Origin of the sequence: Streptococcus sp. HMSC072D03 (assembly GCF_001812855.1) — a bacterium.
Classification (GTDB): Bacteria; Bacillota; Bacilli; order Lactobacillales; family Streptococcaceae; genus Streptococcus; species Streptococcus salivarius_D.
Genome location: NZ_KV810616.1, coordinates 90,829 through 116,657 on the forward strand (window position 1 = coordinate 90,829; position 25,829 = coordinate 116,657).

Consider the following 25,829-nt stretch of genomic DNA (forward strand, 5'->3'; position numbering starts at 1 on the left):
AAATAATCGATATACCCCTTAACATGATCATTTGACCAAGAGGTCTTAGGGTCTACCTCCCCAGATAGAACTAGAGTAGCCCATTCTGAGGCAGTGATCATCATGCCGTCAGCATCAAAAAATACTTTTTTTGATGCTGTCTTTTGTTGTTTTCGTGCTGCTCTATAAGTAGAGCTTGTTTTGAAAGAATTTCTCATTGTCTTTCTCCTTAATAATAAATTGTTGTTGTAAAGTGACCTTGGAAAGCCTCGAATACCTATTCGTAGCCTTTCCTCCGTATGCCGACAAATTAGAGTTGGGAACACCTGTTCCTCATCTCTAATCATCGAGATGTCGCCTTTCTTTTTGTCCAACTACCCAAACTCAAAACAAAAAAAGCATAACAAAGAAGCCGGCAAGCCTTGTCTCAAAAAACAAGGATGCGCGTGCCTATGGCAAACCATAGGAAAAACTTCTCGTTATGCTTAATTGCTAATAACGTTTGTTGTAGCCTTTCAATCAATTAGGCAAATATCTCGTACCTGTTTCAAAGCGTCAAACCTCTTCTTCTGTCTGATGGCTTAACTGATAGCTAAAAGCGAGTACGCTCCCTTTTAACCCATTATAAAACATGGTATGCCTATTGCTGGGACAGAACCAGTAATGACATCTCCTCCTCCATGTTTCCTCTTTTCTTTAGTCACGTGACCAAAGGTTCACCGTTTGAGGTGGTGAAAAAAAAGATATAAATTAAACAATTTATGTCTTTAGTATAGCAAACACATGAAAAAATAGCAACCTAAGAATAAAAGTGACTTACCGTAAAATAAAAAAACACCTAAAAGGTGCATGATATACAGTTTATGTTTTAGTTCCATGTCAAATAGAACAGTAACAAAACCTTGTACTTTAAAGGTTAACCTTCCTCTAAGTTTTAGTGCCATGTCAAATAGAACGGTAACAAAACTAAATTTAATTAAAAAGAGCTAATACTTTAGTTTTAGTACCATGTCAAATAGAACAATAACAAAACCTCGACATGGACCAGCTCCCGACCTTCTTGCCTTGGCTTCCGGTTAGGCTATCTGGTATTTACAAGGTTATTCATAATTACCTTGAAGGTTCCTAAATAAACCCTTTTAGTTATTATAACATATTTATCGTTTGAGGTAAGGAATCAAGCAAATAACCCTATATCACTTTTTCTTATGTTTAATCTTGTTCAGTTTAAGGTCTTTGAAAGAAAGTTTATTCTCTAAAATAGCCACAAATTCATATGGAGCATTAAACATAATTTCAAAGCCTTTTTGTTTACGCTGGTCAAACCAAGACATCTCTTCTGGGTTATAATCCTTACGGGATTGCAAGGATTTGAAGTCCTCTTGATAAAGAGTAAAGGTATCACCCAACATCAAGATCTGATTAGCAATCCGTCCAAAACGGTTCTTTCGTGCTTTTTTTACCTTATGCCAGATATAATGTTTTTGGTCTAGAAGTTTCTTATAGGCTGAGTCCTGCACCCATGCTCTCTTCCCTTTTTTCGGAACACCATTTTCATCGTAGTTGTCTGGGTTTAAGGCTCGACGCTTACTTTCTATAGCTCTATCCAAGTCCGCCAACCGTTTACTATACCCAAAATCATTGGAGAGATCATAAACAATAGTCTCATTATCACGCGCAGCAGTAATCGCCATCTGCTCAACAGATAACTTGATTTCCACGTTTCCTTTATTTGGTAGCTCATGGTCCAATCCATAAGGAACACCATCAAAGACTAATAAAATACTGTATTTCCAAATATTTCCCTTAACAAGAGTTCGCTTAAGAGCATATAACGCTAATTTTTGGAATTCTAGTGCATAGGCAACCTTAATCTCTTGTTCTCGGCGAAAAGCAAAAGGGATAAACAGCTTGTCGTTTCTGCCTTTCCCAGTCTCAAAGAATACCCCTTCATCAGTCACGTTGTTATTGCATTTACGGTACCATAAAGTCGTAAAATTCGTTAAGCGACCAATTGATACATGGTTGCTACTTTCTCCTTGCTTCCGACGCTGAAGATAGGCCCCTTTAACTGTCTGACTAAGAATTTCCATAGTAGACCAGTGGATTATCCCTTCTTCTGCATACCTTTCATACATAGCAGTTGCTTGTCCTAATTCTTTATATCGGATAAATTTACCACTATTAAGACCAAATCTATCATTTAAGGCTATCCAATCTGCTTTAAGTGTCGTCGAAAGCTCCTTATGAGTTTCCTTCATAGAGAGTTGCTTTGTCTTGTCTTTCTCTTTAGAGATAGCTTCCTTTAACTCTGCCAACTCTTTAGTACGTAGAGACAAAGACTTATATTCCTCTGAGCTAACACGACGATGTTCTTGGCAATTGATCCAATTTGTTACGGCTCGTTTTAACTTGTAGCCATATTTAAAACGTTTGGCTAGAAAATCATCATAACCTTTGGTATTCAAAGGGATTTCTAAAGTATACACTCTACTATTCCTTTCTCTAAGAATTTATCCTTGTTAATTAGCCATATAGACCTCTATCTGACTTATACTCAAATGAATTGCTACTAGTTATCTAGCACTAAAAATAGTAGCAACCCTATTTGCTCCAACCATCTCTGACATCTACAAAGACTTCACCATTTAACTGACTAAGGAGTTGCTGTTCTTTGAGTGCTTCATCATTATCTACAAATACTACAGAACTACTCCATGTTGTTTCTGGTTCTCCCTCCAGGTAATAAGGATTATGGCCACCTCTTTTATCATAATAAAGCTTGCGTCCATTACTAAAAGTGCGAACCACGTAAGCATCTTCAGATATACGGTAGTATGAGTAACAGCCTAAGATAATCAGAAGAGTAGATATAATAATGATTAAACAGTTCTTTTTTGCCATGTTATCCATAGTCCCTCACATATCATAGTATGGCATTGTCCTGTTTCATTTCATTCAGAACCGCTTCTGTCAATACCTTTTCAGCCAAGTCTCCATCTTCGATCTCTTCTTTACTATAATAGTAATCGATAATAGGACACTTTTCTAAAGCTTCATTATACTCTCCTCGGACAATAAATAGGTAATCATCTGTTAAAACTTCAGCGATATCTTCTTCTAAGTCTTCGATAAGCTCACTATAATCATAACTAAAGCGATAGTTTCCCTCATCTATCCATTTCTGAACTATCATAATCGTCTCTAACGTTAGATTCTCAAGCTTTCTCTCACCGTTCCGTACTCTTGTAATTGTAGAACGGTTTATTCCCAGTTCCTTTTCTAAATAATTAGCTGGTATAGCTCTGTTCATTAAAACCATTTCTACTCTTGTCGTATTGATCTTCATTCTATCACCTCACACTTTTTAAAACTCTAAAACTGCTTTGTTACTGTCGTACTAGTTAAGTTTTTTGATACAAGACATCACAATCTGATATAGCTCGGACTCTTCAAGGCCATTCAATTCTTGTTCGGATAATTCAGTTAAAACCAACTGACGCATCTTCGCTACTGGATATTTTAAACGATGAACATCCATAATTTCCTCATTACCATATCCTAGACCAAATAGATAACGCTGAAGTGCTTCTGTGCCACTATAACTTCGACCACATTCTAAGTTTTGAATAGTCCTAACTGCAATTCCTGTCATTTTTGCAGCTTCAGACTGTGATACTCCCCTAGCCATCCTTAGTTGTTTGAGGCGGTAAGCATATTGTCTCCTGATCATCAATGCTAAACGGTCATAAGCTCGTCTAGATGCCTGCCTTCCTTTTTCAGTTTTCGCATATTTTTCTGATGACTTTCTCAGACTCTCTTGGTTTGATTCAACCCATTTTTTTCTGGTTGCTCGACCTTTCTCACTATGATTATACTTTAGATAACTTTCTTTTCGTCTTTTCTCAGCTATTTTATTATCTTGTTTCGACTTCATTTTTTATCAAATCATACTTCAATAACAGGTAATTAGTAATCGGACCATATGCTTCCTCTCTCTCAACAATTATGATCTCATTTTCAGAGTGATTAACTAAATACTGAGTTTTAGAAATAGGAACTGCTGGTTTTCGAATAGATATAAATCCTTTGTTCGTTATTCTACCTAGTTTTTCTAGAATATGAATGAGTGCCCAAATTGGGTTGTGGTCTTTGTTTGCTTCTGCAATAATATCCTTCTTCTTCATTATATTTAAACCCCTTTCAACTAATTAGTTGTTTACATAGTCCAGCAACCCAATGACGTGAAGTAAACGTTCTACTGTACCACTAGCTTGTAAATCATAATATATTTTTTCCGCTGATTCATTACGATAATGATTAAACAGTTCAATCCGTTCTCTATTTGAAGCATTTGCAAGTGCAGCAATTACATTAGCTGCAGTCTTATCAATAGGGTATTCTCTCAAAACATTAAAAGCATACTCTTGAACTTCTTGTAATTTCTCTATATAGGTATTCATAGATTTTACCTCTCTCTTTATTTCACAAGTCTATTATATCAAATATGTTGCCTTATGGCAACATAAAGGGTAAAATCCATTATAAATAAACAAGAAGACACCACTTGTGATGCCTCCGCATTCCCTTATATTCTGTTTTGCCAAATTTATTTGCAACATGACTAATGAACCTATTATTCTCCCCATAACACCTTCCCTAAGGTATTGACAAAGGTAGCACCTTTTTATATAATATAATCAAGGTATAGAAAGGGAGAGCGAAAGAAGTTCTCAAAGGTAAATTGAGATGACACAACTTAAAGATGGTTGGCACGTAGTCTATGGTAAAAGTGTTTTCGTAGAAAACGGGAAAGTTATCTACGGAATAACCAAAGACTGTAACAATTCTGAAATCACTTGTTATCCTTACGAGTATAACAAGGAACATAACTGTTGGGTTAACGTGTCTGGAAACGTAACTCTTTCATCTTATAGATCAGGCTACAATAGAGGAACTAAATGTATGAAGTAAACCTAGTAAGACGAAATTCTCCCTCTAGGTTAAAAATGGAAAGGAACATGATGGCACAAGAATTAAAAAAATCAATCTACTTGCAAGGTGGAGTTATTGACGTTTATAACGAAACACAGAATAAAGAACGTCCGCAAAGTTTCAGTAAACGAATGGGACAGATAGTGGATCGTTACTATCTGATTTTGGATTCGGTGAATACTCCAGAATTAAGTGTCAATGAAAAGTACATTTTGGGAGTAACTATTCAAGGTTCTTACATTGATAAACTCTTCATCAAGTATTTGCATGAAGAGATTGACGATACCGAATTAGATGGTGCTTCTGATTTAGCTAAAAAAGTTAAAAAGTTAGATTTCGTTCAAAGAATAAAACTAATTGAAGAAATGAAACTATAAACCAACCCTCAGCATTACTGAGGGCTTTTTATTTTGCTAGAAAGAAATTTTAAAATAAAGACACCACTTATGATGCCTTCTTGTTTCCTTATTGTATTAACTCTCGTCTTTACACTTCCAATTTTTCCATTCCTAAACTAATCTTTGATTGCTCATTTTTGCTGATGTATATTTTTGCTATCGTCTTTCCGTCCTCCTCAATCCTAGAAACGTGTATAGCCATAAACTTTCGATTATAGTTTGATGGCAAGCCAATTCGTTCCAGCTCATTTTCAAAGTCGTTTTGTCCGTCACGGTGTCCTTTACCCAATTTAAACAAGGCATAATGAGCCAATTCGTGACTTAACGTAGGTACTACGATTGAAAAATTATCACAATAGATACTAGCATGAACCAGCCAATCAGATAAGTAAATATAGTTATCATGGTCCCCAAAATACGAGTATAAGGCTGTGTGTCGTCCATTTAGATTGTTGTCTAGCTTTTGGTCTAGCAATCTAGACTCAAAGTCAACAACTACAGTAGGATAATATTTCTCCAGAAAGTTTTTGGCGTAATCTTCCAGCTTTACTTTAAAGGCTTTCCAATCGTCTTCTGAAACTCTATCCTCTTTAACTTCGTATGTCATGTAAACATTTCGCTTGATGTTTGATTTAAGAACTGCTTGACCTAGAGAGGGCGCGTGAGTTAGCACCAGCTCTCCGTGATATGGCTTTAATGCGCCAATCAACTTAAACAATCCGAAGAAGTAAGTAGCAAATATCACGCTCGCAGATAGCAGAAAGTCACTTGTTTCGATGTTGTTGTTCGATACTCCTGATAAGATGACAAACCACGACCAAATATTGCCTGCCAATAAAAAGAAACTAAAATATTTATGTAACTTCACTTAAGCACCACCTCTCAACTATGAATCTTCTAATTCGGCAATTTTTGCAAAATTTTTATCTGCCTTTTTGTTGTTTGTAGCTATCCCTTCAGGAAATTGATTCCTTTTCTCCGAAAGAAACCTTAAAAATGAATATGGAAAAGCTAAAATCAGTCTTAGCAGCAAGTAAAAGTTACCCCCTGCTAAAACACTAAACGATAATCTTATCAAAATGTTATTGCTGAATGTCATAAAGCCCAATACATTCATTAACAGTAAGCCTAGAGTGATTCCAGCAAGGATGACAAACCAGTTTAATCTTTCTAAAGACCAATCATATTTTTTTAATAAGAAATGAATCGAGAACATTCCTACATAAATTAGCAAGATCGTTAGAATACCCAATGAACTACTGACAATAGACTGAGATGGTGTCCCTTTTCTAATCAATGAGTTATCTTTAGGTAGACTATCGCTTATCATTTGAAAGAATGAATGAGTATTGCTATTAGTAGCCATCCCTTTAGTTGCTGCTGCTAAAACCACTACTAAGATACACAAAGCTATCGTTATAATCGTCCATTCTATACTATTTTTAACGACTTTTTTCATTTCTCTCAACTCCCTTTTCTAGTTGATGCACATATGGTTCATATATAGCACTAAGGTCCCCTTGAGTGCCTTTGAGATGTCCTTTTGGAGTAAATATTGACCACGTCATCATACCCACAGCTATGCTAAGTGTCATTATGAAACAAATTGTTACGGTTTTATCCGCTTTGGAATATTTAGAGTCCAATAGCCTACTCATCTATTATTACCTCGTTAGGATTCTCTTTACCTATACCTTATTTAGCTGGTAAGTAAACGCCTGGGAGCCAATAGTGTCACTACAAAACGATAGTAGTTTGTTAATAAAACTTAAATAACTGTTTGTGAGCTCATTTTCAATCAGAGGATAACCAAAAACCTTAATTTCACGAACATTTCGACCAAACAATAGATATCTAGGAATTGAAGGAAACTCTTCCATAAAAGTGACAGGCTCTATTGAGTAAAAACCCAATTGTTCAAGTCTTTCAGGAGTTCCTGATCCCATTAAACAATCCTGAAGCTCAATAAAGAAATGAAGTTCCTCAAATTCCTCATCAGTGGGTGAAAATGTGATGAAGCATTTACGCAAGGATATTTCTTTTGTTACGAAATCCATTAATTCCTTATTCTGTTCAGCTCCCTCATACCTTTGTTGTTGCAGACCAAATCTCCATCCATGAGATAGAGCCATAGTATTAACGAACTTATCTGCTGAAATGATTTCGGGGAATGATTGAGAGAGACAATCTAAGGAAATAGACTTCTTCTTGACAATTTCCTCAGCACTTGGATACTCGTTAAGATCAATCAAGTAACAATGTCTAAGTAGTCTCATTGAATTATCTAAGGAGTATTCATTTCCTTCAAACTCAACAGTCCACTCTTTTGTAAATCTATTGAAACCTTTTATTTTTAAATTCGACTTACTATATAAACCTTTAACGTCCAAAGCTACTAAAAATCTATATTTACAACCACTCTCATCAGAGAAGGTAATTATTTCAGGTGAGAACCTAATTTCTCCAACGATTTCTTCTGAATAATACTTCCTTGCATTATCCAAAATATACTCTAATTCTAATTTGTTTTTGATGTTAGTGTCTTCATCTAAGTTTCCTCGCTTATTAATTGTTTCATTTAATTTTCGTAATTCTTTATAAATTTCAAAATCATAGTTGCTTTTTTTAAACATTTTTTCTCCTTCATTCAAACAACGTCTTTCTTTGCGGGAATTGTCTATCCTAGTCACTAAAACAATAGATATAACTAAATATAGAGAGACTTTTTGTGATTAGGATGTCTTCTCGTTCTCTAGTAATCTGTTTTCACCAAGTGATTTACACAGTAACTAATGTACCCATTTGTCACCTCGCTAGGATTCTCTTAACCTATAGTTTATGTTATTTATTAACCTAATTATAGGATAGCACACAATAAAACATACCACTACACCTTAAGTCAGTTATTCTCTAATAATGGGGGGTGTGACACCCCCTAACTCCATTGTGTCCTTTCTCATAAACTGCTATAATTTTCTTGTAGTTCGATGAAACTACACTCGAAAATTAATCCTTTCAGTCTCTAATCCTCCTAATAGAAATAGAGACTCCTAATCCAATCCAGTTCGCATCATAATCTCCTACAAACCCAGATGCGAACAAACCTCCTTTAAAACTAGGGCGATGGCCCTAGTTTTTTGTTGTGTTCAAAAGTTACAAAGACACTTCTCACGCGCGTGCTAATCTATTTCTCTGAAAAAGATGCAAAAATTTCGTAAAAATCTTTACTCCTTGAAATTTCTTGATACTTAAACGGGTATAAAAAAACACCAGCATAGCTAGTGTTTACATGTATTCGTTCTTATTCTTGTTCTCTTTGAGTTCTATCTTTTGTTGCTAATTCTAGGGCCTCTCTAATAGCTCTTTCATTAGCACGTTTTTGATGTCTTCCAAAGCTAATAGCAGCGGCCACACCACCCCCAATATTTCCCCCAAATTTTGTCGATAATATACATTCTCACATTTAGTCAGTAACTAAAAAAAATTGCATGAAATGCAAGAAAATAGTGTACCTAGCAGGAGCTACGCATTTAAGTTCTTTTTTTGTAATTTCGAACACAACATAGCTAGAGTATACTATTAGTAATCAATTAAACAAGAGCTTTATGATCTTCATGCCTATGCTCACTTAAAAGTACTTCACCAAATTGTACTCCACTATCTTCACTGACACGTGCCTGGCAATCGACACAATACAATTCTCTAGCCAATCGCTGTTGTCGCCCACCTACATAGACCACCTCTTCCATTCCAGGCAACATATAAGGTAGCATGGTATCAACCAGCTCATCAAAATGTGATTCATCGTTACTTAAAAAGAAACGTGCAGGATGGTCACTATTATCAAAATCTCCAATGGCCACAAGACTATCATCTTCTGTCAAGAGATAGTAATACGCAGCTGTGCGGTCTTCTGTGTATCGAAAGAATAAATGTGATTCATGACAAAATGGGCATGTTCTATACTTATGACCAATAAATGATTTTAACCAACGCACAAGCAAATCCGATAAAGAAGCTTTGATTCCCTTAAACCAGAACAAGACATTAGGTAGAATAAAACCAACAATTATAGGGATAACAGTTAGATTATTGTCCACCACCAAAAGATAAAACTGGAACATGGCTGTTAGTCGTAGAAACCAGACAATCGTATTAAGAAAAATCTGATTCGTGCCACTCAGAAAAGTACTAACTACTGTAGACTCTTTATTCTTCCCAAAAGTAAGAGTAACACACTTGATGGTAAACATAACTACAAACATAATGACATAGGCTAACATTCACTTACCTCATTTTCAGCATCAGTAAATTCAGAAGCTACATCTCCCAAAAGAGAGATTAACTTGAAAGCACCCAAGGTATTATCTTGACTTAAATTGGCAAGCATACGGTCAAGAGTCTTTAAACAACGTTTCTTCTCTGAGAGTTTCCGTCTATCCAATAAAGCACTATCTTCTAAGTCTTCTGTGTTACTAGAGGAACGTAGTTCATTTAGATCATATACATCACCAACGTCTAGGACTGATAGCTTACGAAGAACCCTAGAAACGACTAATGAAGAATAAGTCTGCGCGTGCTCTAGAAGTTCTGCAGACTCTTTCAACTTTTGAATAATGGTGTCTCTTTTGGCAAGTTCTTCCTCATCTAAAAGCAAAGCATCCAAAGGAAAAAGTTGTTCCACGATTGTCTTTTGACCAGGGACAAAAGCGTTACTTTGTCTCAAACCAGTGCTAGGAACAAAATGCTTTCCGTTAACAACTATAAGTCTCTTTCCTAACCACTTGTCGACAATACCACGCTCACTAGAAACTATGACACCATCCATTCGTGTTATTTGGATAGCAACCTCGTCACCTACTTTTAGGCTAGCAATCCATTCTGAAATATCTTTTTTTGATAAATACATTATTTTGTTTCCTCCTTTGCGACTGACACAATATCATGGATAGCATCCTCATCAAGACGAGGTGCTTCATGCTTCCCTCCAGCCATTCGTTCAATACGTTTGGACCATCCACCAGAAGTCTTATCCTTATGATAGATAACTGCTGTTGCTGCTTTCTCTACTCCCATAGCTTTAGCTAAATCCTTGCCACTTTCGTCAAGAACATTAACATAGATAATCTTGTTTCGTTCTTTTTCAGTTAAGCTCTTATTGAGTACTGGAATTGATTTTTGACAGTAAGGGCAATCAGGTCGAAAGAACACATATATCTCTGAAGCAGTATTTTTCTTATAAGGAAAAATGACATTATATTCTTTAAAATAATCAAGCTGGTTTGATGTAATCTTTGTTGCGTGGAAACTTTGTTGCGTGAGTTCCTGATCAAAAACCGTCGTAACCATACGATTACTATAACTGTATTCATTCTTATAACTAGAGGTAAAACCAATCAGAATTACAGGTAACATAAATAACCCAAGAACAACTTTAGTCGATGTAAACTGGTGGGCATGGTCCACACCTTGATATACGATATAAAAGGTCGTAAGAACCCAAGGTAAGATAATTCCAAAAAGCAAACCAATCCAATCAAACGGAAATGCATAGACAACCCTATGGTTCACTACAACTACCGTCAAAATAGATAACGTCACAAGGATCGCATAGCTAATATACCAACCCTTGTAAAGAGGATTATCCTTTAACTTGGGGAATGCATCACAAAGGGTTTTCCAAGCAGATTCAATTTTTATTTTCATTAATTACCGTTACCTTTCAATCTTTTTTATCTTTAAAACAACACCAGATACTTACAACAAATTCAAACTATCATGTGACTTTCTTACATATTTTTAAATAGTTGAGAAAATGATTATATGTTGCAGTTGCTGCGCGTGACTTATTCTTTTTTCGCTGATAAGAATTCATCAACCTTCTTGATAACCTCGTTATGTGAAACAAATAACGTATAGAGTGTTGGTATGATTAATACGGTTTGCAAAATCACTTCCAGCACATTATTCAGGGTTAGCGAATGCCATGATAGGAAAAAAGTAACTACCGTAAACAAGTACAAAATAAAATATGTGACAAGAACTAGCCAAGCAATCGTTAAGAAAATAAAGTAGTTGATTTTACCGATAACTTCATCACTTACTAGGGCCAATCCTTTCAAAAGTCTTGGTCTTTTTACTACGATTACAACTACAAGCGAAACAACTAACCATACAAGTTTTCTTCCTAAGTATTCCAAATAATCCATTCACAAACTCCTTTACTCTATCTATAAACAATAATGAAATAATCATCAAAAGGGAGTTTGATTTTTTCTGGTAGAACTTCTTTTGGAAATACAATGATCATATGTTCATACTCTATTGAGAATTCTTCATAGAGACTAGTTAAGTGTGGAATCAAGTCATTTTTGATATATGCCATAGGTATCATAGGGTACTCTTTCAATTCCCATGAGTCAGTTTCAACAACAGCTGATAACTGGAATTTATCATCATACAAAGGTTCTGATATCTCCTTAACGAGATAATCTATTTTCTGCAGTTCAGAAAAATCATAAGCCTCGCAATCACACCAATCTTTATGATTTGAAAACATCTTTTCTTGAATGATTTCGACAATAACGTCAGAAGCATTTGTAGTGGTTTGACTGAACAAAGAAATACTTTTACGCTTTAACATGTCATGTCCAGTCACACCTTCAACCTCAACCTCATTTACATATTCCAAAAAGTTCATTAAACGTTTAGATACTTGCGTATTATCTTTACGGCTATTCTCGAAAACGAAAAAAAAACTAGAATTTTCGAATGCTGGTTCTTCTGCGTAACCAAATATTTTAGAAAGTAGAATTGTTTGACGTTCTGTTGCTCGGTCATACTCAATAAAAAAAGGGTTATCGTTCACAAATACAACAGCATCAGGAACCATTAAAAGATTAACCCGACTAATGGGAAATACGACTTGTATGTTTAGGTCATAAACAGACTTGTCTTGGTTTTTTAAAAAAAGCTTGTTTAAGATTTTAGCAACTAATCGTCTGGTCTCTAGATCATGAATATTTACAGTTTGAGGTTTCCCTCCTAGAAGATTATTACTGACAATGCTATATACTGACCTATCATATTCTGTCGTTGTCGTTAGTAAACGTATTTTATCAATCCCCTTAATCATAGTAAGCAACCAGGTACTAAAACCTTTGTTCAGATAATATATTTTTCTCTTACCGCTTCTAGCATCCGAACATGCTGAAATAGGATGATTCACCTTTCCAACAAGACGGTAAAACCATGAATTAGGGGTTTTTGATTTACGAGTTACTGCAGTATAAATGAGGTCTATGATTTCCTTATCAAAATAACCAAACCTTAGTAAATGATAAAAGATGATAAGCTCCTCTTCTGAAAACGACAGTGAGGTATTTTGATTTTTTGAAACAAAATAAGTAGCTATTTTATTTCTCTGAGTGTAATGAATTTTATTTTTTTTATTTGAAATAAGTGAGGTAAAATCTCTATTTTTTATATCTTGCATTTTGTAGTCCTAAAATAGTCAATCAATAGGGTATATAGTCTGGTCTTTTTTCGAAGAGTATAGATATTATTTTTCAAGTCATGCTTAGCCTTTGATATAGACCTGCTCAAGCATTCCTTTGTACCCGTAAAATGCTGATTGATACTTTCATCTCCTCTCATTCATAACGTCGTAGTTTATTTTTATAACGATAATCCCTAAAAAACATAGGTTATTCTAGCTATATAGTTGCCACTATTTACTCATTTATGATTTACGAGTTTCTAATATTAGTCGTCAACCCTATAAATACAGTAAACTCTTAGACTTTTGTTCTCTCTGTACTTTCATTCATAAAATCTGGTTATTACATAACATTCGTAACAACCGTTTTTATGGGGTTTTAAGCACTTAATAACTACAATTAGGATTCATTTATAATGGGTCGCTATAGTGTTCAGTATACCCTAGAATAGATTATTTTCAAGGGAGTGACATGGGTTGACTTTTAATATTCTTGCTCTATACTATTAGATATAATTAATAATTAAGGAGCAAATCATGGCAGGAAAAAACAAAAAAACTGAATCAGATTTTATTAAGGAACTTGAAGCTTTAGAACAACAAAAGAGAGAAGCTACAGAGCAACTTAAAGCCTATCAAAAATCACAAACAGATAAACTAGGCCAAGTCTATTTCGAATTGAAAAAGCTAGAAAATCCAGATATATCTATTGATGATTTAGTTGTTGAAACACAAAATAAGGTCAAAGAGGTAAAAGAGGAAATTAAGAGAAAAAGAGCAGAAGAAAAAGCAAGAAAGGATTCTGAGAAGACTAATAAAGAAACGTATAATGACTCTCAAAATTAGAACAAAAGCAACGGAAATTTCCGTTGCTTTTTATGTTATCTAAAACCCCTCTTCCTCATCAATATCCATTTGTCCTACATTACTTTTTAAAGTTTTAGTTGCTTTCTCACGAGCTACACGAGACAGCTCTTGAGGTAATTCAAACTCTTGATTAGGGGCTTGAATATTTTGAGTATCGACTGTTTCGGGTGTAGATGATGGAGCTAGGATCACTCTTTGAGTTATCTCTTTATCCTTCAACTCACCAATATCATTTTTGCTAGTTACAGTTTGTTTTTCTTCAACAACTGGTGGAATTTCTGAGTTATTGACCTCCTCTTTTTGCTCAATATCCTCTGTTACCTCTTCACTAATTGAAGTACTTTCTCTATGTTCTGTTATACTCTCGTTGACTAATATTGTTCTTTTAACTGATGGGGAATCATCTTTTTTACCAACTGTATCATTTACATTACTATCAACATTTGGCACCTTAACATCCATAATTGCTTGCCATTCTTCTTCAGTAAAATCACTTTCATAGAGGTGGCTTTCAGACTCTTTTTGAGCATAATATTCTATCACTTCTGCTCTCCACAACTTGTATGCTTTTGCAATTTCCGGTTCTTCCTCTCCGAGCCCATAAACCTTATTGAAAGGTGTATGTGAGACAAAAGAGTCCTTTGAAATATCCATTTCAAAATGCGGAGATGTTGTCAAATAAATCATATTTGAGACTTCATCATCACTGACGATAACACCACCAACTTGGAATTTCTCTAGGTTATTTGCATCTCTAGCAGTGAAGTTATCTTCTTCTACTACTTCCTCTGAAGTTGCACTTGAGTTCCCTTGATTTCCTGCTAAGAGATCATCGTTTGCTGCACGTTTGGTTTCTTTAAGAGCGTAATGTTTCCCTCCTGAACGAAGATTAATAAACTCTACAACCTTTGTTGAGGTTTGTTGGAAGGTAAAGGCATTACGATAAGACATCTTGATTGCATCAGCCCCAGATTCGCCAATAGAATCCCTAATTTGTTCGTCATGTTGGTAAGCATGCATAACTGGAACATGGAACTTACGAGACTCATCTAGGAAGTTACTATCATTACCTGGCATCAAGTAACCATTCTTTTCATCTTCATAAAAAGCAAAGAAAGGAGACTTATCTGGAAGACGTCTTTGAGCAGCATTTTGCATAACCAATGTTACCATCTGTGCTACCATTCGAGACTTTTCTTTACCAAGAACACCTTTAGCAGAATTGACCAAAATCATTCCACCTGTTTTTAAAACAATATCTAAATCTTTGGTACTTTGAGAGAAAAATACACGACGTATTTCTGGTGAAGATGATAGGTCATCAATAACTGCTTTTAGACCAGACACGTTAGCATCAAAGGTATAATAATATTCCTCTGTGTACGAATTTAATTGATGAGCATTGATGAAATAATCATAAGAACTTTGGAGGTTTTCAAGTTTATTTCTTTCATCATTAAAGGCGTTTATAGCTTCATGAACATTCTCTGGTCTAAGGATAGTATCAAAGAGTTGTTCGTGTTCACGATTGTACTCTGATTCCTCTAACCACTTTTCTTTTTCCTGCTTTAAGAACGCTTCATGCTTTTTCAGCGTTTCTTCAAAAAGCCTTTTCTTTCGATTCAGTAATTGTTCAAAAACGGCAATATAAGCTTCAATCCAATCGCTAGAACGTAACATATTTGAGAATTCCGTTAGTGTTGGAGACTTACCTTTTAACATATAATTTATTGGGGCATCTGGTATCAACGCAACCTCTTTAATGACCGTAATGATATTATCAGTAAGTTGTCCTTCTTGGTTAAGAAAGAAAGAAGAACCAGTCCCACTTGGATCACTAAATCGTTTAAATAAGTCTCGAACAGCCCCTTTTACCTGAGTAGTATCTCCATCCAAAATATTAATTGCACCAGTTCCTGGGTTAGTAGGATCTAGAGTCCAAATCATTTCATCAGGGAAGCCCATTTTATGAGCGTACTTAACAATTGTGCCATACATCGAACCTGATGGCTCAGTCATATAAATACCATTTGTAAGCTCTGCAGCATAACCATTGTTATACCACCGTTCCAACAATTCACGTCTTTTTTTCTTCCGTTCAAACTCTGTGTTAAAGAATTCTTCTTCCAGTTCGTCATCTACTTTCGTCAAATACTTACGATAGGATAATAGATAGTATTTCATATTTTCCATATCCTGTAGCATTGCTGGAATCAGAATCGTTGCCGATTTACCAGTACCAATCAAACCAAAGATAATAGTATGATAAGTCCTCTCATTAGCATGTAAAATCACTTGCTCTCCAGTTTTAGAGTTAAGCCCCATAACCAAATTCGCTTGACCTTTTTCATCTTGATTATGAACAATATTACTTAATACACTGTCTTGGAAGTAACGTCCTCCTAGCCATTGCTCAACCAATTTCTCGTAGGTTTTTTCAGCAATTCCAGTTGCATAACTATTATAAAAAATAAGACCAATTACTCCTATCGGAGTCAACAATAATAAACTGTTGAACCAGTCTGCTCCTATTATAGGTTTGAGAGTATGATAACTTAAAACAATACCTGTCTGACTTCCATTTGGTATTGACCAGGGCATATATTTGAGATAATTATCTGCTACATCATACATACGATTGATGAGGGATAAGATAAAATTATTGATTGTTAGTACATATAATCCAGAAGATATAAGTACTGCTGCTAGTGCTGCTCTTATAGCATACTTACCAATAATCTTCTTTCGTTCTGCTCGTTTTAAGGTATCATATTTTTCAAATAGCACGAAAATTTGACGACTTGTAACATTACTGTGCCATACACCAATGTATAAAACTAAAGCCATATTAACGAACAAAAATATAAATAAAGATATAAATACCCAATTAGGTAAACGCCATCTTAAGATAAACATAATAATATTGAAAGCAAATAATCCAAAAGATATATGATATACCCAATCAATATATTTTCGCCAACAAAACAGTAAGATATCTATAGTTCGCTTACCATTTGTATAATAACGATTAAAAAATAATTTCAAGATCTTCCGCATAAAGTACCTCTCTAGTAAGCAAACATTTTTTTCAAGAATTCCATAAATACGACAATAGCAATCGGACTTATTATTCCAAGTCTAATGAATAGATTTCGTCGAGGTAGACTCGTTGTTTTCTTACCTTCTGTAATCAACCATTGATAGTGATATATGTATCCTTGTATGAAACCATATGCAGGTAATATCCCAACTGCTAGAATTTCTATTAGGGTAAAGACTTCTACGAAACTAATCATAGAGAAATCACCACTATGTGTGCCTCCCTTTGATATCATTGCGAGTCCATAGATAATGAAAATAGGGATAAATGTAACGATATATAAGAATAAAATTGATTTTAAGGCAAAATTTACTCCCATGATTTGTTTCTCTGGATTATTGATAGATTTAGCATAACTCCACCTACCGATACCGATGAAGACCAAGGTAATAGGTAAGACATACCGAATAAAGACTATCAGATAATAGACAATAGCATTGATATTGTGATGGTTCATTGCCCCTCCTTGTTTAATTTTTCTGTTCCGAACGTAAACAAAAAGTTCCCATTTCAGAGGGAACTATATGCGACTCAACTAGTAAAAAATGTTGATAAGATTTTACTGTTCACACGATTTGGATAGAAACTATTGAAACGTGATTTGATACGAAACAGACATTTTTTCTCTTCCGTATTCTGTGAATTACTGCTCACTTCTTCAGTTTTTTTAGCCACTCGACGCCCCCTGCTATTTGCGTCTACCCAGCGATAATGAGCATCTAGTATGACAACTGAAATTTCATCTCCTTGCTTAAAAGGAACCCGATTTAAAGAACCCGAGTCCTTCATTTTAATTTTGATTCCTGGAAAGTCAACCAACTCTACTGTATGTAGACTTTGTGGATCAAAACTGATAAATCGCACTTTAAACAATCGTCCTATGACTTTCTTATCATCAATCATCTCAATCAAAGCATCTTGAGGTGCTTCTTCGAGAACTTTCATATCTCCCTCGATACGAATATAGTCATGGATAATGTGACGTTCTCTTTGATTTGGACTTGGCTTTTGGGTATTAGCTCCAGTAATCTTAAATTCCACCCTATCAAAAACTGATACTACTTCGTCTAGGTTAACAAAAGAAGAATCACACTCATAACTTACCCTATGTTTAGGAATGAATACCGTTTGTAATTTTTTGGTCATTACCATGATACCTGCATTGCTACCATTGTTAATAACGGCTGATACAATACCTTCATGAGTACGCTCTAAGATATTTTTTCTATCTCGATTACGTGAAGAGTTATCTTTATTCTTTTCAATTTGCTGAAGAAGTTGATAATTAGTTAACCACTCAGCTAACTCAATACTACCTTCAACAACATAGTTTGATGGGTTATTGATTGTGAGTTTATAATTGTCGATAGTTTGGATATGGATTTCAGTTAATTTACAAGGAAAAATCCGTCCAACCATTTTAAAGAAATCTTTTGGCTGGCGGAAGCCAGATTCAGTTTGTTTAATATAAACTGCTGTTCCAGCAAGTTCTCCATTTTGGATACGCCCTACTAACATATCGCAGAAAGCTACACCTTCACCGATAGGGCGACCATTTCTATTTCTAGGAATAAATGGCTGTGTTTCAAGCACATTTTCTACCACAACTGATACAACCTTATTAGTTGCTTGTTCTAACAAATACTCATCTTCAGTATTTCCAAGATCAATATATGGGAGTGTATAGTTTCGAATGATATCTGAAACTTCTTCTGGAACACATTCAATTTCTGGTTGCTCAAACCATTGTTCTTGTTCATCTTTCCTATCTGCAACAACCAATGTTTTAAATTTTTGCTCCCCTAAACTAGCATAATGGACGTTTTCATAACCGTCCTCTCTTATAAGTTTAAGTGCTTTCATATTTTTCTCCTTTAATGTCTTTTTTGACATTAAAAGCATAACAAAAAAGGTCACTACCTGTAAGATAGTGACCCCCCTTGACTTTTGTTAACTCATTGCGATAAAAAGCCCAACACCCAAGACTACAATTGGTGTAATTAAGGCGAAAATTGAAAAGATTTTCTTGGCGATACCGATGGTAACATATAAGAAACTCGCTAATGTAAGTAATAGAACCATGATCATAAACATAATTCTCACCCTTTCTTCTGGCTCTGTTTTAATTATTATTATATAGATTTTTGATATCAATGCAAGGCTAGAGAGTAACAAATCAAGAGATATCTTTAAAAATCCATTATATCAACAGAAAATAAAAGAGGTTATAACCCCTTTTTGTTTTGTTCAAACGCTTACGCTGATTCTTATTGTAGCATAAAATATTCTACAGTCAATGTTAGTAATTACTTGTGGCTGTACCATCTAAATAGTTAATGTTAGCATTCTTTGAAACGTTCTGAAGTGTGACCGAACTCACATTTCCATCACTTGTTGCTAATCCTGCTTCTGATAGTTCAACTCCATATTGTGTCCCATTTTCATCAAAGGATGTCCAGTAAAGCGTTACAGTCCTAGGTACTAACTCATTGTCAGTATAGTTTGCAACAACACAATAATCTAAATACATATTTTGGTTTTTCTTCAACCATTTGGCTAGTGCGTTTTCATAGTATAGCATACCGTTTGGATTATTAGCATCCGTTTTACTATCAGACATCGTTCCTGCATTCAAATAGCGTGTCATAGGTACTAGATTTTTGATTTCAGAATTCAATCCAGAAAACTGATAACCAATAAGATGGCCACGATTCATCAGATATGCTTTTTTAACTTTTCCAGACTCATCTTCGTACTTGAAACGATAGTTATGCCAACCGACTGGATCAACATTAATTTTACTTTCCCTATCATCTTGTGGTTTATCCGAATACTTTAGTCTGATGTGCCCATATGTTGCTCTACCAAGACTATCCAAATCTCCATTGACCATTAGCTTATGGTTTTCAAAAGGCAATGGACTATAGTTAAAAGCATCAGACTTTCCACCACTTGTTTTAGAAGAACTGTTTCCTGTTTCCGAAGATTCTGACTTGGGAATAAATTTCCCAAATAATTTTCCGACATCACTTGAATTGGCATGCTCTCCTTTACTAATAACATTAAAGCCACTAGATAAAATACCAGGTACATTAATTCCTTGGGACATACCATATCCAGCTATACAAAACATAACAACAATAGCTATCGGTATCCAAATCAGACTGCCAAGACAACCTCTTTTTTCATTGTTTTTTCTAAGCATAAGACCTCCTTAATTCTCTATAAATTCATTATAGACTTAAGAGTCACTATTCGTAACCCAGTGACATAAAAAAGACCTTAAGTGGCCTTTTGACTAATCTGGAGATAAGTTCATACTATCAATCAATAAATCTTATAAGGTGATTCTTATCTAAACTATATCCTTGTATTTCAGCAACTTTCTTAATATCACCTGTCTCTTTATAAACAATAGAGGCGTGGCTGTCTTTTAAAATACTAGGAGCAATTGCCTTACCATAAGCATGTCCAATGTTCTTTGCCAAATGACCTATTGTATTTCTTCCCATAGGCTTTTTCAACATAGTTAAAAATAATGATGGTATAGAAGGGTCTAAGTCCCAGCGTCCACGTCGTTCCTTAACAAATGGAGCAATGTAAGGAATTGTGAAAGGAAGAAAACGAATAAACTGTTTCTCGTTGTTCCTAACAACCCAAATTCCTTTTTTACGCATATCAATATCCCTAACTGTCAAGTTTACAACTTCTTGAGTACTTGCTCCAGTACCAATTATGATCGCAAATATAGCAATATTTCGCTCTTTCTCCTTTTCCCAATTATCAGCCTTTTTCTGAGTTGGTAGAGTTGTAACGTAACTGTTTGCCATGAAATCAAGCAAGCTTTCTAGCTCTTGCTGCGTATACAAAATAGTATTCTTCTTTGATTCCGAATATATAATGTTATGGTAACTCTCTTTATAAACAATCTTCCATTCATCAAAAACGTTACGATAAAATAAAGGCATACCTCTCTCAACTGTAAAAGAGGTATTCGTAAGGAAACTCCAAAAAGCTGCTAAAGTATAGAGTATGAATCTTTTCCCTGCTGGTTTCAGACGTAAATTTGCCAAATAATTTTGAACAAATTCTCGTGGTAATTTTTCTAAGTCTGTCAATGATAGGGAGGCACCCTCTTTATCAATCGTAATTGCATAGCTATTTAAAAATTTCTGGATCACTGACAAACGTTCAACCATTTTGGGAGAAGACTCTTCGACATCTACTTGAAGGTAAGATATATACTCATCTATAATATCTGGTAATTGCCTTCTGAGTGCTAGATATTTATCTTTCTGTTTTGACATAATTCTCCTCCTCTCAATAATGATAGCAATTAACTACAGGTTTACCACTACTTATTTTTAAACCTATTATATCATACAAGATTGCATGTTGATTTTAGATTTAACTAGTATAAAAAATCTCTAAAACAAAATAGCGATACATCGTGTATCGCTATTATATATATAATCTATCTACAAAAATACATCTGAAGTTATACTTTAAAATAATCAAGTATCTCAGTCAAGAGTTGTTCTCTTGTCTCTTCAAAGTGGCTATCAGACAGTGACTCTAAACCTTTATCTTTAAGTTCCCACAGCTTCTCTTGCAACAGTTTCTCTGCTAAATGTTTAATATCCGCCTTGTTATCTTCGTCAGGCGTCTTTGAGAGTTCTATTTTAATTGCTGATTTAACTGCTACTACTACTAGTCCTAAACGGTCTTTTTCATCCGTTCCATTTTCATAGTTTGGCTCAGACCAGTCTGGAACATTTGAAGGACGATTATCCTTATTAGTTGGATGACTATCTCTCAAATCTGAAAGTTTTGTGTACCCTGCTACTTCCCATTTATTGAGCAACGTTCTTGTCCAACCGAAAGTACGGTTTGCATCACTTCCTGTTCTTTCCAACGCCTCAATAACTAGTTCATGGTCCATTGTTTCAAGCCAACGTTTGAGTTGATTTTTATTATTGTAGTTGTCAGCCTTGCTCCCTTTAGGAAAAACTGTGTAGAATTTCTCCATCACGATAGCCATCTTACGTTTGAAGTCTAACTCCTTCTTCTTCTCAAAGGTAATGACTTTATCGTTTGTTGCAACAATACGTCTCAAATCGTCATCGAACGGTTTAAACCTAAATATATAGTGGGTAATTGATTTTCCTTTTTTGATTCGCTCTACTGTCAAATCTTGTATTACAGGAAGGCCATGCTCATCAACTAATAGCGTATTGATTTCATCCATTGCTTGCTGCAGCTTAGTACCTTTCGAACGAAGTAAACTTGGACTATCCAAGATCAAAACTTCTTGCTCTAGTTCTTCAGCTGTATCTTTTACAAAACCTGTTTTACGCCAGTCTGCTAGATGTCTAAATAATCGTTTAGAATACTTACTCTTCAATAGGTTATGGTAGTCACGTCCATACTGAATGTACTTAGCTTTTTTACCCCACTCTGGGTTGTTAAAAAGGTCTTTAACTGTACGCCTGACCGCTACTTTTACTTTTGCTCCATCTTCTGTAGTTACTTCATCATATTCAGTATATTCCGCATCAGACAGGTGGATTTTAATGAGTTTATTTTCGTGGTCTACTCTAAAGGTCTTGAACAGTGGGATGGAGGTGTAAGAGACAACCTTACCATCGACAACCTTTTCGGGATGTCGATATACAATTTTAGTCATTCTTTCCTCTAGTTCCTCAACTGTAGTTTCAAATCGCTTACCAGTCCTAGGAACAATTTTTTGTTCCCTAGAACTGTAAAATGTATTACCTGCTAGCATTGCCAGACTCGAATAAGAAAATATTGCTGCTTCGTTTTCATCATAAACATCTCGCAACTCACCAAATATAGAGTAAATCATATTTTCTTGAAGAGGAGAAAGGTCGCCAAGTTGGAACATTTGGGTAAACTTATTATCATATTTGATGATTTCTCTGAACTCTCTATTCTCTACCAAATGCTTCTACCTCTCTTAGTTCATTCATCATACATTTTGGTTGTATTTTAAATAAAAGTAATTATTTTACTATAAGCTAATTACTCACTGCAATATGTGACAGGGTATAAATATATTAATTTACAACCCTTTTGTATGACATTATATCACTAATATTCTGATTTTCATAGTATTTTTTTAAATTTACAACCATTTTGTAGGATATGCCTGCAATTTTATATGACATACATGCATTTTTGTAGACTTAACATACAACTTTATAGGACATACATACCGTTTTGTAGGACACGCCTGCAATTTTATATGACATACATACATTTTTGTAGACTTAACATACAACTTTGTGTGACTTTCATGCAAAGTTATATGATATACCTACCAATTTGTAGGATATACATACAGTTTTATATGTTAAAGGTAGGCTTAGCTCAGTAATAACAAGGGTTTCAGGAGTTCTACTACTTAAACTATAATTAACTACTTAGTTACTATTATTAACCACTTAATACTACTTAATACTATTTAAACTATTATTACTAAATGTTCTTAATCATAATTGAAACCATTAAATCATAAAAAGTTCTTAAAAAAAAGTTACAACTAATATAAAAAAGAAAAAGTGTAGAAATACCTACACTTTTGTATGATATAAAATAAAGTTTTCCTACTTAAAACTCATCTCAGTTTCTACCAATGTGTTAAACAATTCCTTTTGTTCTGGGTCTAGAAGTTGGTACACATGGTCTAACATTTCAGTGAATAGTTTATCAGATCCACCGCGTTTAGGATAATTGCCATTTTCTCCTTTAAGGTCTTTTTTGTTTAAAACAGCTCTTAATGCAGAAAAACGTGACATTGATAATTGTGTCATATTGAGATTTGCACGTGATTTTTCTTCCACTGTTTTAGCTGGTTCCAGTTTCGTAGGAAGTTTATTTTTTTCTTTTTTCTGAGTGACATCGTTTACTTTTTTAGGTGCAACAGCAGCTTTTTTTGGTTCTACACTTTCTTCAGTTAGATAAGCAATATCATACTTTTCCTTAAGTTTATCAATTACTACTTCTTCAATTTCTTTCCCTTTAAAAAAGCGTTCAAATAATTCTTTAGCTGTTGTTCGGTCATTTGATTCAACAGCCGTTAAAAGGTTATTAAAATTTCTTTGTTGGATTGTATTAAGCTTTTTCGCCATTGTGTTCTCCAATCGTCTTAATTAGTTCGTTCATAACATTTGTGATTTGTTTTTTAGGGATGCTATAGCCACTATTTGTGAAAACATTTGCTTGATTAGCAATCATATCTTTGTATTGTTTATTATTAAACAAGTATTGGTCAAAAACCTTGGTATTATGCTCTTCAGCAATTTCTTCAAGTTCTGCTACTGCTTCTCTTGCTTTGATTTGTTTAATTGATTTTTTACCAAAGCCCGGCCCTTTATCAACCTGTGTTATAACGATTCCAGCTATAACAATATCAATTCCAAAGAAAGAGAACCCTTCTTGAACAGCTTCAATATCTTCGATTGTATCTTTTACCCCTTCAACACCAAACTTATCAGGTGTTGTAGGAATAAGAACGAAAACTTTCGAATTTGTAAAAAGAGTACTTGTTGTAGAAACACCAAAAAAAGGAGGTGTATCAAAAAGTACAAAATCGTAGTAGTCATTGATATCTTGTACAACATTTCTTAAACGAAAATCTCTATCTTTTAGTCCTGATGCTTCACTCTCCCAGTTTTTCATAAGCTTACTTCCAGGAAGCAAATCATAACCGTCAACTGGCACAATGGCATCAGCTACTTCTACTTCTTTTTTTAGTACATCATAAATTCCTTTATGTTCGTCTTCGTTTACTCCTGCCGCTGTAGTAAGATTGCATTGACCATCAAGATCTCCTGCACAAGTTTTATAGCCAGCGTCTCCTAGAGCTTGAGCCAGTAATGCACTTAAAGTTGTTTTTGAGGCCCCTCCTTTCTCGTCCATCATTATGACTGTATTTGCAACCATAGAAACTCCTTTCAATCCATTATGTACGATACACTATGTATAACAAAACGATACATATAATTAACTATTTAAAGTATACCATATAGAAATCTAATAGCAAGTATTATGTAAGATATATCGTAAATAATACAAGATACAATATGTATAGCTTATAATAGATTATTGATAATCAGCGTATTACGCATTAGCTAATACATAGTGTATCGTTTACAATATACTATTTCAAAAGAAAGCATATGACATATCAAAACTAGACAAGAATAAAACACGATACATTATATAAAATAAACGATGTATCTTATAGACATATAAGATACATATGGTAACGATAGATAGGATATATTACTATATTCAAGTTTCCTTCAAGCATTACACATTACACTATACATAACATCACTATATATAGTGTAGTGTAAAAAAGAAATTGCACTTTTTTAGTGAGATATAGACGATGTAAGATATATCGTTAAAAGATATATTGCTAAGTATTATATCGTATATCTTTCATCCATTCCCTTAATATACTAAATAAGAATAGTTGTACTATAATACATTACACGATACATTATGTAATGTGAATATTGTATAGTACTATCTGTTATCGTATATAGTAGATAATACAAGATATATATTGTACGATACATTAAAGAACTATATATGATCATGTTCTTATTGAGTTATATTTAAAATTAGTATAAATGTTGTTCTATGTTGTTTACGATACAAGATACATAGTTTAACAATGTATCTTGTATTCCTTTATGATGTTTGACACTTCGCTTATTACGATTGGTGAACTATACATAATGTGTTGTAAACTATAGACTATGTATAGTATGTAATGTAATGAAAAATAGTATATATAGTTATAATTTCGAATAACGATAAACTTGTAATGTTAGTAGCTCTTTGCTATACTAAAGACATAAATAATTATATTTATATTTTCACCACCTCAAATGGTGAGCCTTTGGTCACGTGACTAGAGAAAAGAAGAAACATGGAGGAGGAGATGTCATTACTGGTT

General features: G+C 34.4%; 24 protein-coding genes and 1 pseudogene. 2 read left to right on the plus strand and 23 right to left on the minus strand.

All coding sequences use genetic code 11. The features are described 5' to 3' along the window. From HMPREF2877_RS01470 to HMPREF2877_RS01500, 7 genes and pseudogenes are all read right to left on the minus strand, one after another. Window positions 1-197: pseudogene (locus HMPREF2877_RS01470) on the minus strand (hypothetical protein); the annotation flags it as partial. A 978-nt stretch (window positions 198-1,175) separates the two neighbouring features. After that, window positions 1,176-2,468 (minus strand): hypothetical protein, encoded by a 1,293-nt coding sequence (locus HMPREF2877_RS01475; RefSeq protein WP_070578286.1) that lies wholly within the window; start codon window positions 2,466-2,468, stop codon window positions 1,176-1,178. Window positions 2,469-2,583: 115 nt separating this feature from the next. Then, the gene (locus HMPREF2877_RS01480) at window positions 2,584-2,883 is read right to left on the minus strand and encodes a hypothetical protein (RefSeq protein ID WP_256262910.1); all 300 of its coding nucleotides are present in this window, start codon (window positions 2,881-2,883) and stop codon (window positions 2,584-2,586) included. A 22-nt stretch (window positions 2,884-2,905) separates the two neighbouring features. After that, entirely contained in the window at window positions 2,906-3,328 is a 423-nt protein-coding gene (locus tag HMPREF2877_RS01485) for a hypothetical protein (RefSeq protein ID WP_070578292.1), read from the minus strand. A 51-nt stretch (window positions 3,329-3,379) separates the two neighbouring features. Further along, entirely contained in the window at window positions 3,380-3,916 is a 537-nt protein-coding gene (locus HMPREF2877_RS01490) for a helix-turn-helix domain-containing protein (RefSeq protein WP_070578295.1), read from the minus strand. Next, a complete protein-coding gene (locus HMPREF2877_RS01495) occupies window positions 3,897-4,166 on the minus strand; it encodes a hypothetical protein (protein WP_070578299.1) in 270 nt (89 codons plus the stop codon). Before HMPREF2877_RS01495 ends, HMPREF2877_RS01490 begins: the two co-directional genes overlap by 20 nt. Window positions 4,167-4,190: 24 nt before the next feature. After that, window positions 4,191-4,442, minus strand: coding sequence for a hypothetical protein (locus HMPREF2877_RS01500; protein ID WP_070578302.1), 252 nt, complete (start codon window positions 4,440-4,442; stop codon window positions 4,191-4,193). A 558-nt stretch (window positions 4,443-5,000) separates the two neighbouring features. Here HMPREF2877_RS01500 and HMPREF2877_RS01505 point away from each other — a divergent pair. Next, the gene (locus HMPREF2877_RS01505; protein WP_070578305.1) at window positions 5,001-5,351 is read left to right on the plus strand and encodes a hypothetical protein; all 351 of its coding nucleotides are present in this window, start codon (window positions 5,001-5,003) and stop codon (window positions 5,349-5,351) included. A 109-nt stretch (window positions 5,352-5,460) separates the two neighbouring features. On the opposite strand, the gene HMPREF2877_RS01510 is transcribed toward HMPREF2877_RS01505, so the two are convergent. From HMPREF2877_RS01510 to HMPREF2877_RS01550, 8 genes are all read right to left on the minus strand, one after another. After that, the gene (locus HMPREF2877_RS01510; protein WP_070578309.1) at window positions 5,461-6,240 is read right to left on the minus strand and encodes a SprT family zinc-dependent metalloprotease; all 780 of its coding nucleotides are present in this window, start codon (window positions 6,238-6,240) and stop codon (window positions 5,461-5,463) included. An 18-nt stretch (window positions 6,241-6,258) separates the two neighbouring features. Continuing rightward, entirely contained in the window at window positions 6,259-6,831 is a 573-nt protein-coding gene (locus tag HMPREF2877_RS01515; RefSeq protein WP_070578312.1) for a hypothetical protein, read from the minus strand. A gap of 229 nt (window positions 6,832-7,060) precedes the next feature. After that, complete coding sequence (locus HMPREF2877_RS01525) at window positions 7,061-8,005, minus strand: hypothetical protein (protein ID WP_070578318.1); 945 nt, start codon at window positions 8,003-8,005, stop codon at window positions 7,061-7,063. A gap of 957 nt (window positions 8,006-8,962) precedes the next feature. Further along, window positions 8,963-9,655 (minus strand): hypothetical protein, encoded by a 693-nt coding sequence (locus HMPREF2877_RS01530; protein WP_070578322.1) that lies wholly within the window; start codon window positions 9,653-9,655, stop codon window positions 8,963-8,965. Continuing rightward, complete coding sequence (locus HMPREF2877_RS01535) at window positions 9,649-10,281, minus strand: hypothetical protein (protein WP_070578325.1); 633 nt, start codon at window positions 10,279-10,281, stop codon at window positions 9,649-9,651. The genes HMPREF2877_RS01530 and HMPREF2877_RS01535 overlap by 7 nt, the downstream gene beginning before the upstream one ends. Then, complete coding sequence (locus tag HMPREF2877_RS01540; RefSeq protein ID WP_070578328.1) at window positions 10,281-11,078, minus strand: thioredoxin family protein; 798 nt, start codon at window positions 11,076-11,078, stop codon at window positions 10,281-10,283. The genes HMPREF2877_RS01535 and HMPREF2877_RS01540 overlap by 1 nt, the downstream gene beginning before the upstream one ends. A 140-nt stretch (window positions 11,079-11,218) precedes the next feature. After that, entirely contained in the window at window positions 11,219-11,581 is a 363-nt protein-coding gene (locus HMPREF2877_RS01545; RefSeq protein ID WP_070578331.1) for a hypothetical protein, read from the minus strand. 17 nt (window positions 11,582-11,598) lie between these two features. After that, window positions 11,599-12,867 (minus strand): replication-relaxation family protein, encoded by a 1,269-nt coding sequence (locus HMPREF2877_RS01550; protein ID WP_256262911.1) that lies wholly within the window; start codon window positions 12,865-12,867, stop codon window positions 11,599-11,601. Window positions 12,868-13,407: 540 nt separating this feature from the next. Here HMPREF2877_RS01550 and HMPREF2877_RS01555 point away from each other — a divergent pair. After that, a complete protein-coding gene (locus tag HMPREF2877_RS01555; protein WP_070578334.1) occupies window positions 13,408-13,716 on the plus strand; it encodes a hypothetical protein in 309 nt (102 codons plus the stop codon). Between the two features lie 39 nt (window positions 13,717-13,755). Here the strand turns inward: HMPREF2877_RS01555 and HMPREF2877_RS01560 are convergent, their stop codons facing one another. From HMPREF2877_RS01560 to HMPREF2877_RS01595, 8 genes are all read right to left on the minus strand, one after another. After that, a complete protein-coding gene (locus tag HMPREF2877_RS01560; RefSeq protein WP_070578337.1) occupies window positions 13,756-16,794 on the minus strand; it encodes a type IV secretory system conjugative DNA transfer family protein in 3,039 nt (1,012 codons plus the stop codon). Window positions 16,795-16,805: 11 nt separating this feature from the next. After that, entirely contained in the window at window positions 16,806-17,294 is a 489-nt protein-coding gene (locus HMPREF2877_RS01565; protein ID WP_070578340.1) for a hypothetical protein, read from the minus strand. Window positions 17,295-17,368: 74 nt separating this feature from the next. Beyond that, window positions 17,369-18,700 (minus strand): hypothetical protein, encoded by a 1,332-nt coding sequence (locus HMPREF2877_RS01570; RefSeq protein WP_070578343.1) that lies wholly within the window; start codon window positions 18,698-18,700, stop codon window positions 17,369-17,371. A 436-nt stretch (window positions 18,701-19,136) separates the two neighbouring features. Continuing rightward, window positions 19,137-20,042, minus strand: a complete 906-nt coding sequence (locus HMPREF2877_RS01575; protein ID WP_002892507.1) for a DNA/RNA non-specific endonuclease — start codon at window positions 20,040-20,042, stop codon at window positions 19,137-19,139. A gap of 118 nt (window positions 20,043-20,160) precedes the next feature. Beyond that, on the minus strand, window positions 20,161-21,144 hold the full coding sequence (locus HMPREF2877_RS01580) for a tyrosine-type recombinase/integrase (RefSeq protein ID WP_070578346.1): 984 nt from the start codon (window positions 21,142-21,144) through the stop codon (window positions 20,161-20,163). A 191-nt stretch (window positions 21,145-21,335) separates the two neighbouring features. Next, entirely contained in the window at window positions 21,336-22,799 is a 1,464-nt protein-coding gene (locus HMPREF2877_RS01585; protein WP_070578350.1) for a replication initiation protein, read from the minus strand. Between the two features lie 664 nt (window positions 22,800-23,463). Next, window positions 23,464-23,988, minus strand: coding sequence for a hypothetical protein (locus tag HMPREF2877_RS01590; RefSeq protein ID WP_070578353.1), 525 nt, complete (start codon window positions 23,986-23,988; stop codon window positions 23,464-23,466). Continuing rightward, the gene (locus HMPREF2877_RS01595; protein WP_070578356.1) at window positions 23,972-24,802 is read right to left on the minus strand and encodes a ParA family protein; all 831 of its coding nucleotides are present in this window, start codon (window positions 24,800-24,802) and stop codon (window positions 23,972-23,974) included. Before HMPREF2877_RS01595 ends, HMPREF2877_RS01590 begins: the two co-directional genes overlap by 17 nt. Between the last annotated feature and the right edge of the window lie 1,027 nt (window positions 24,803-25,829).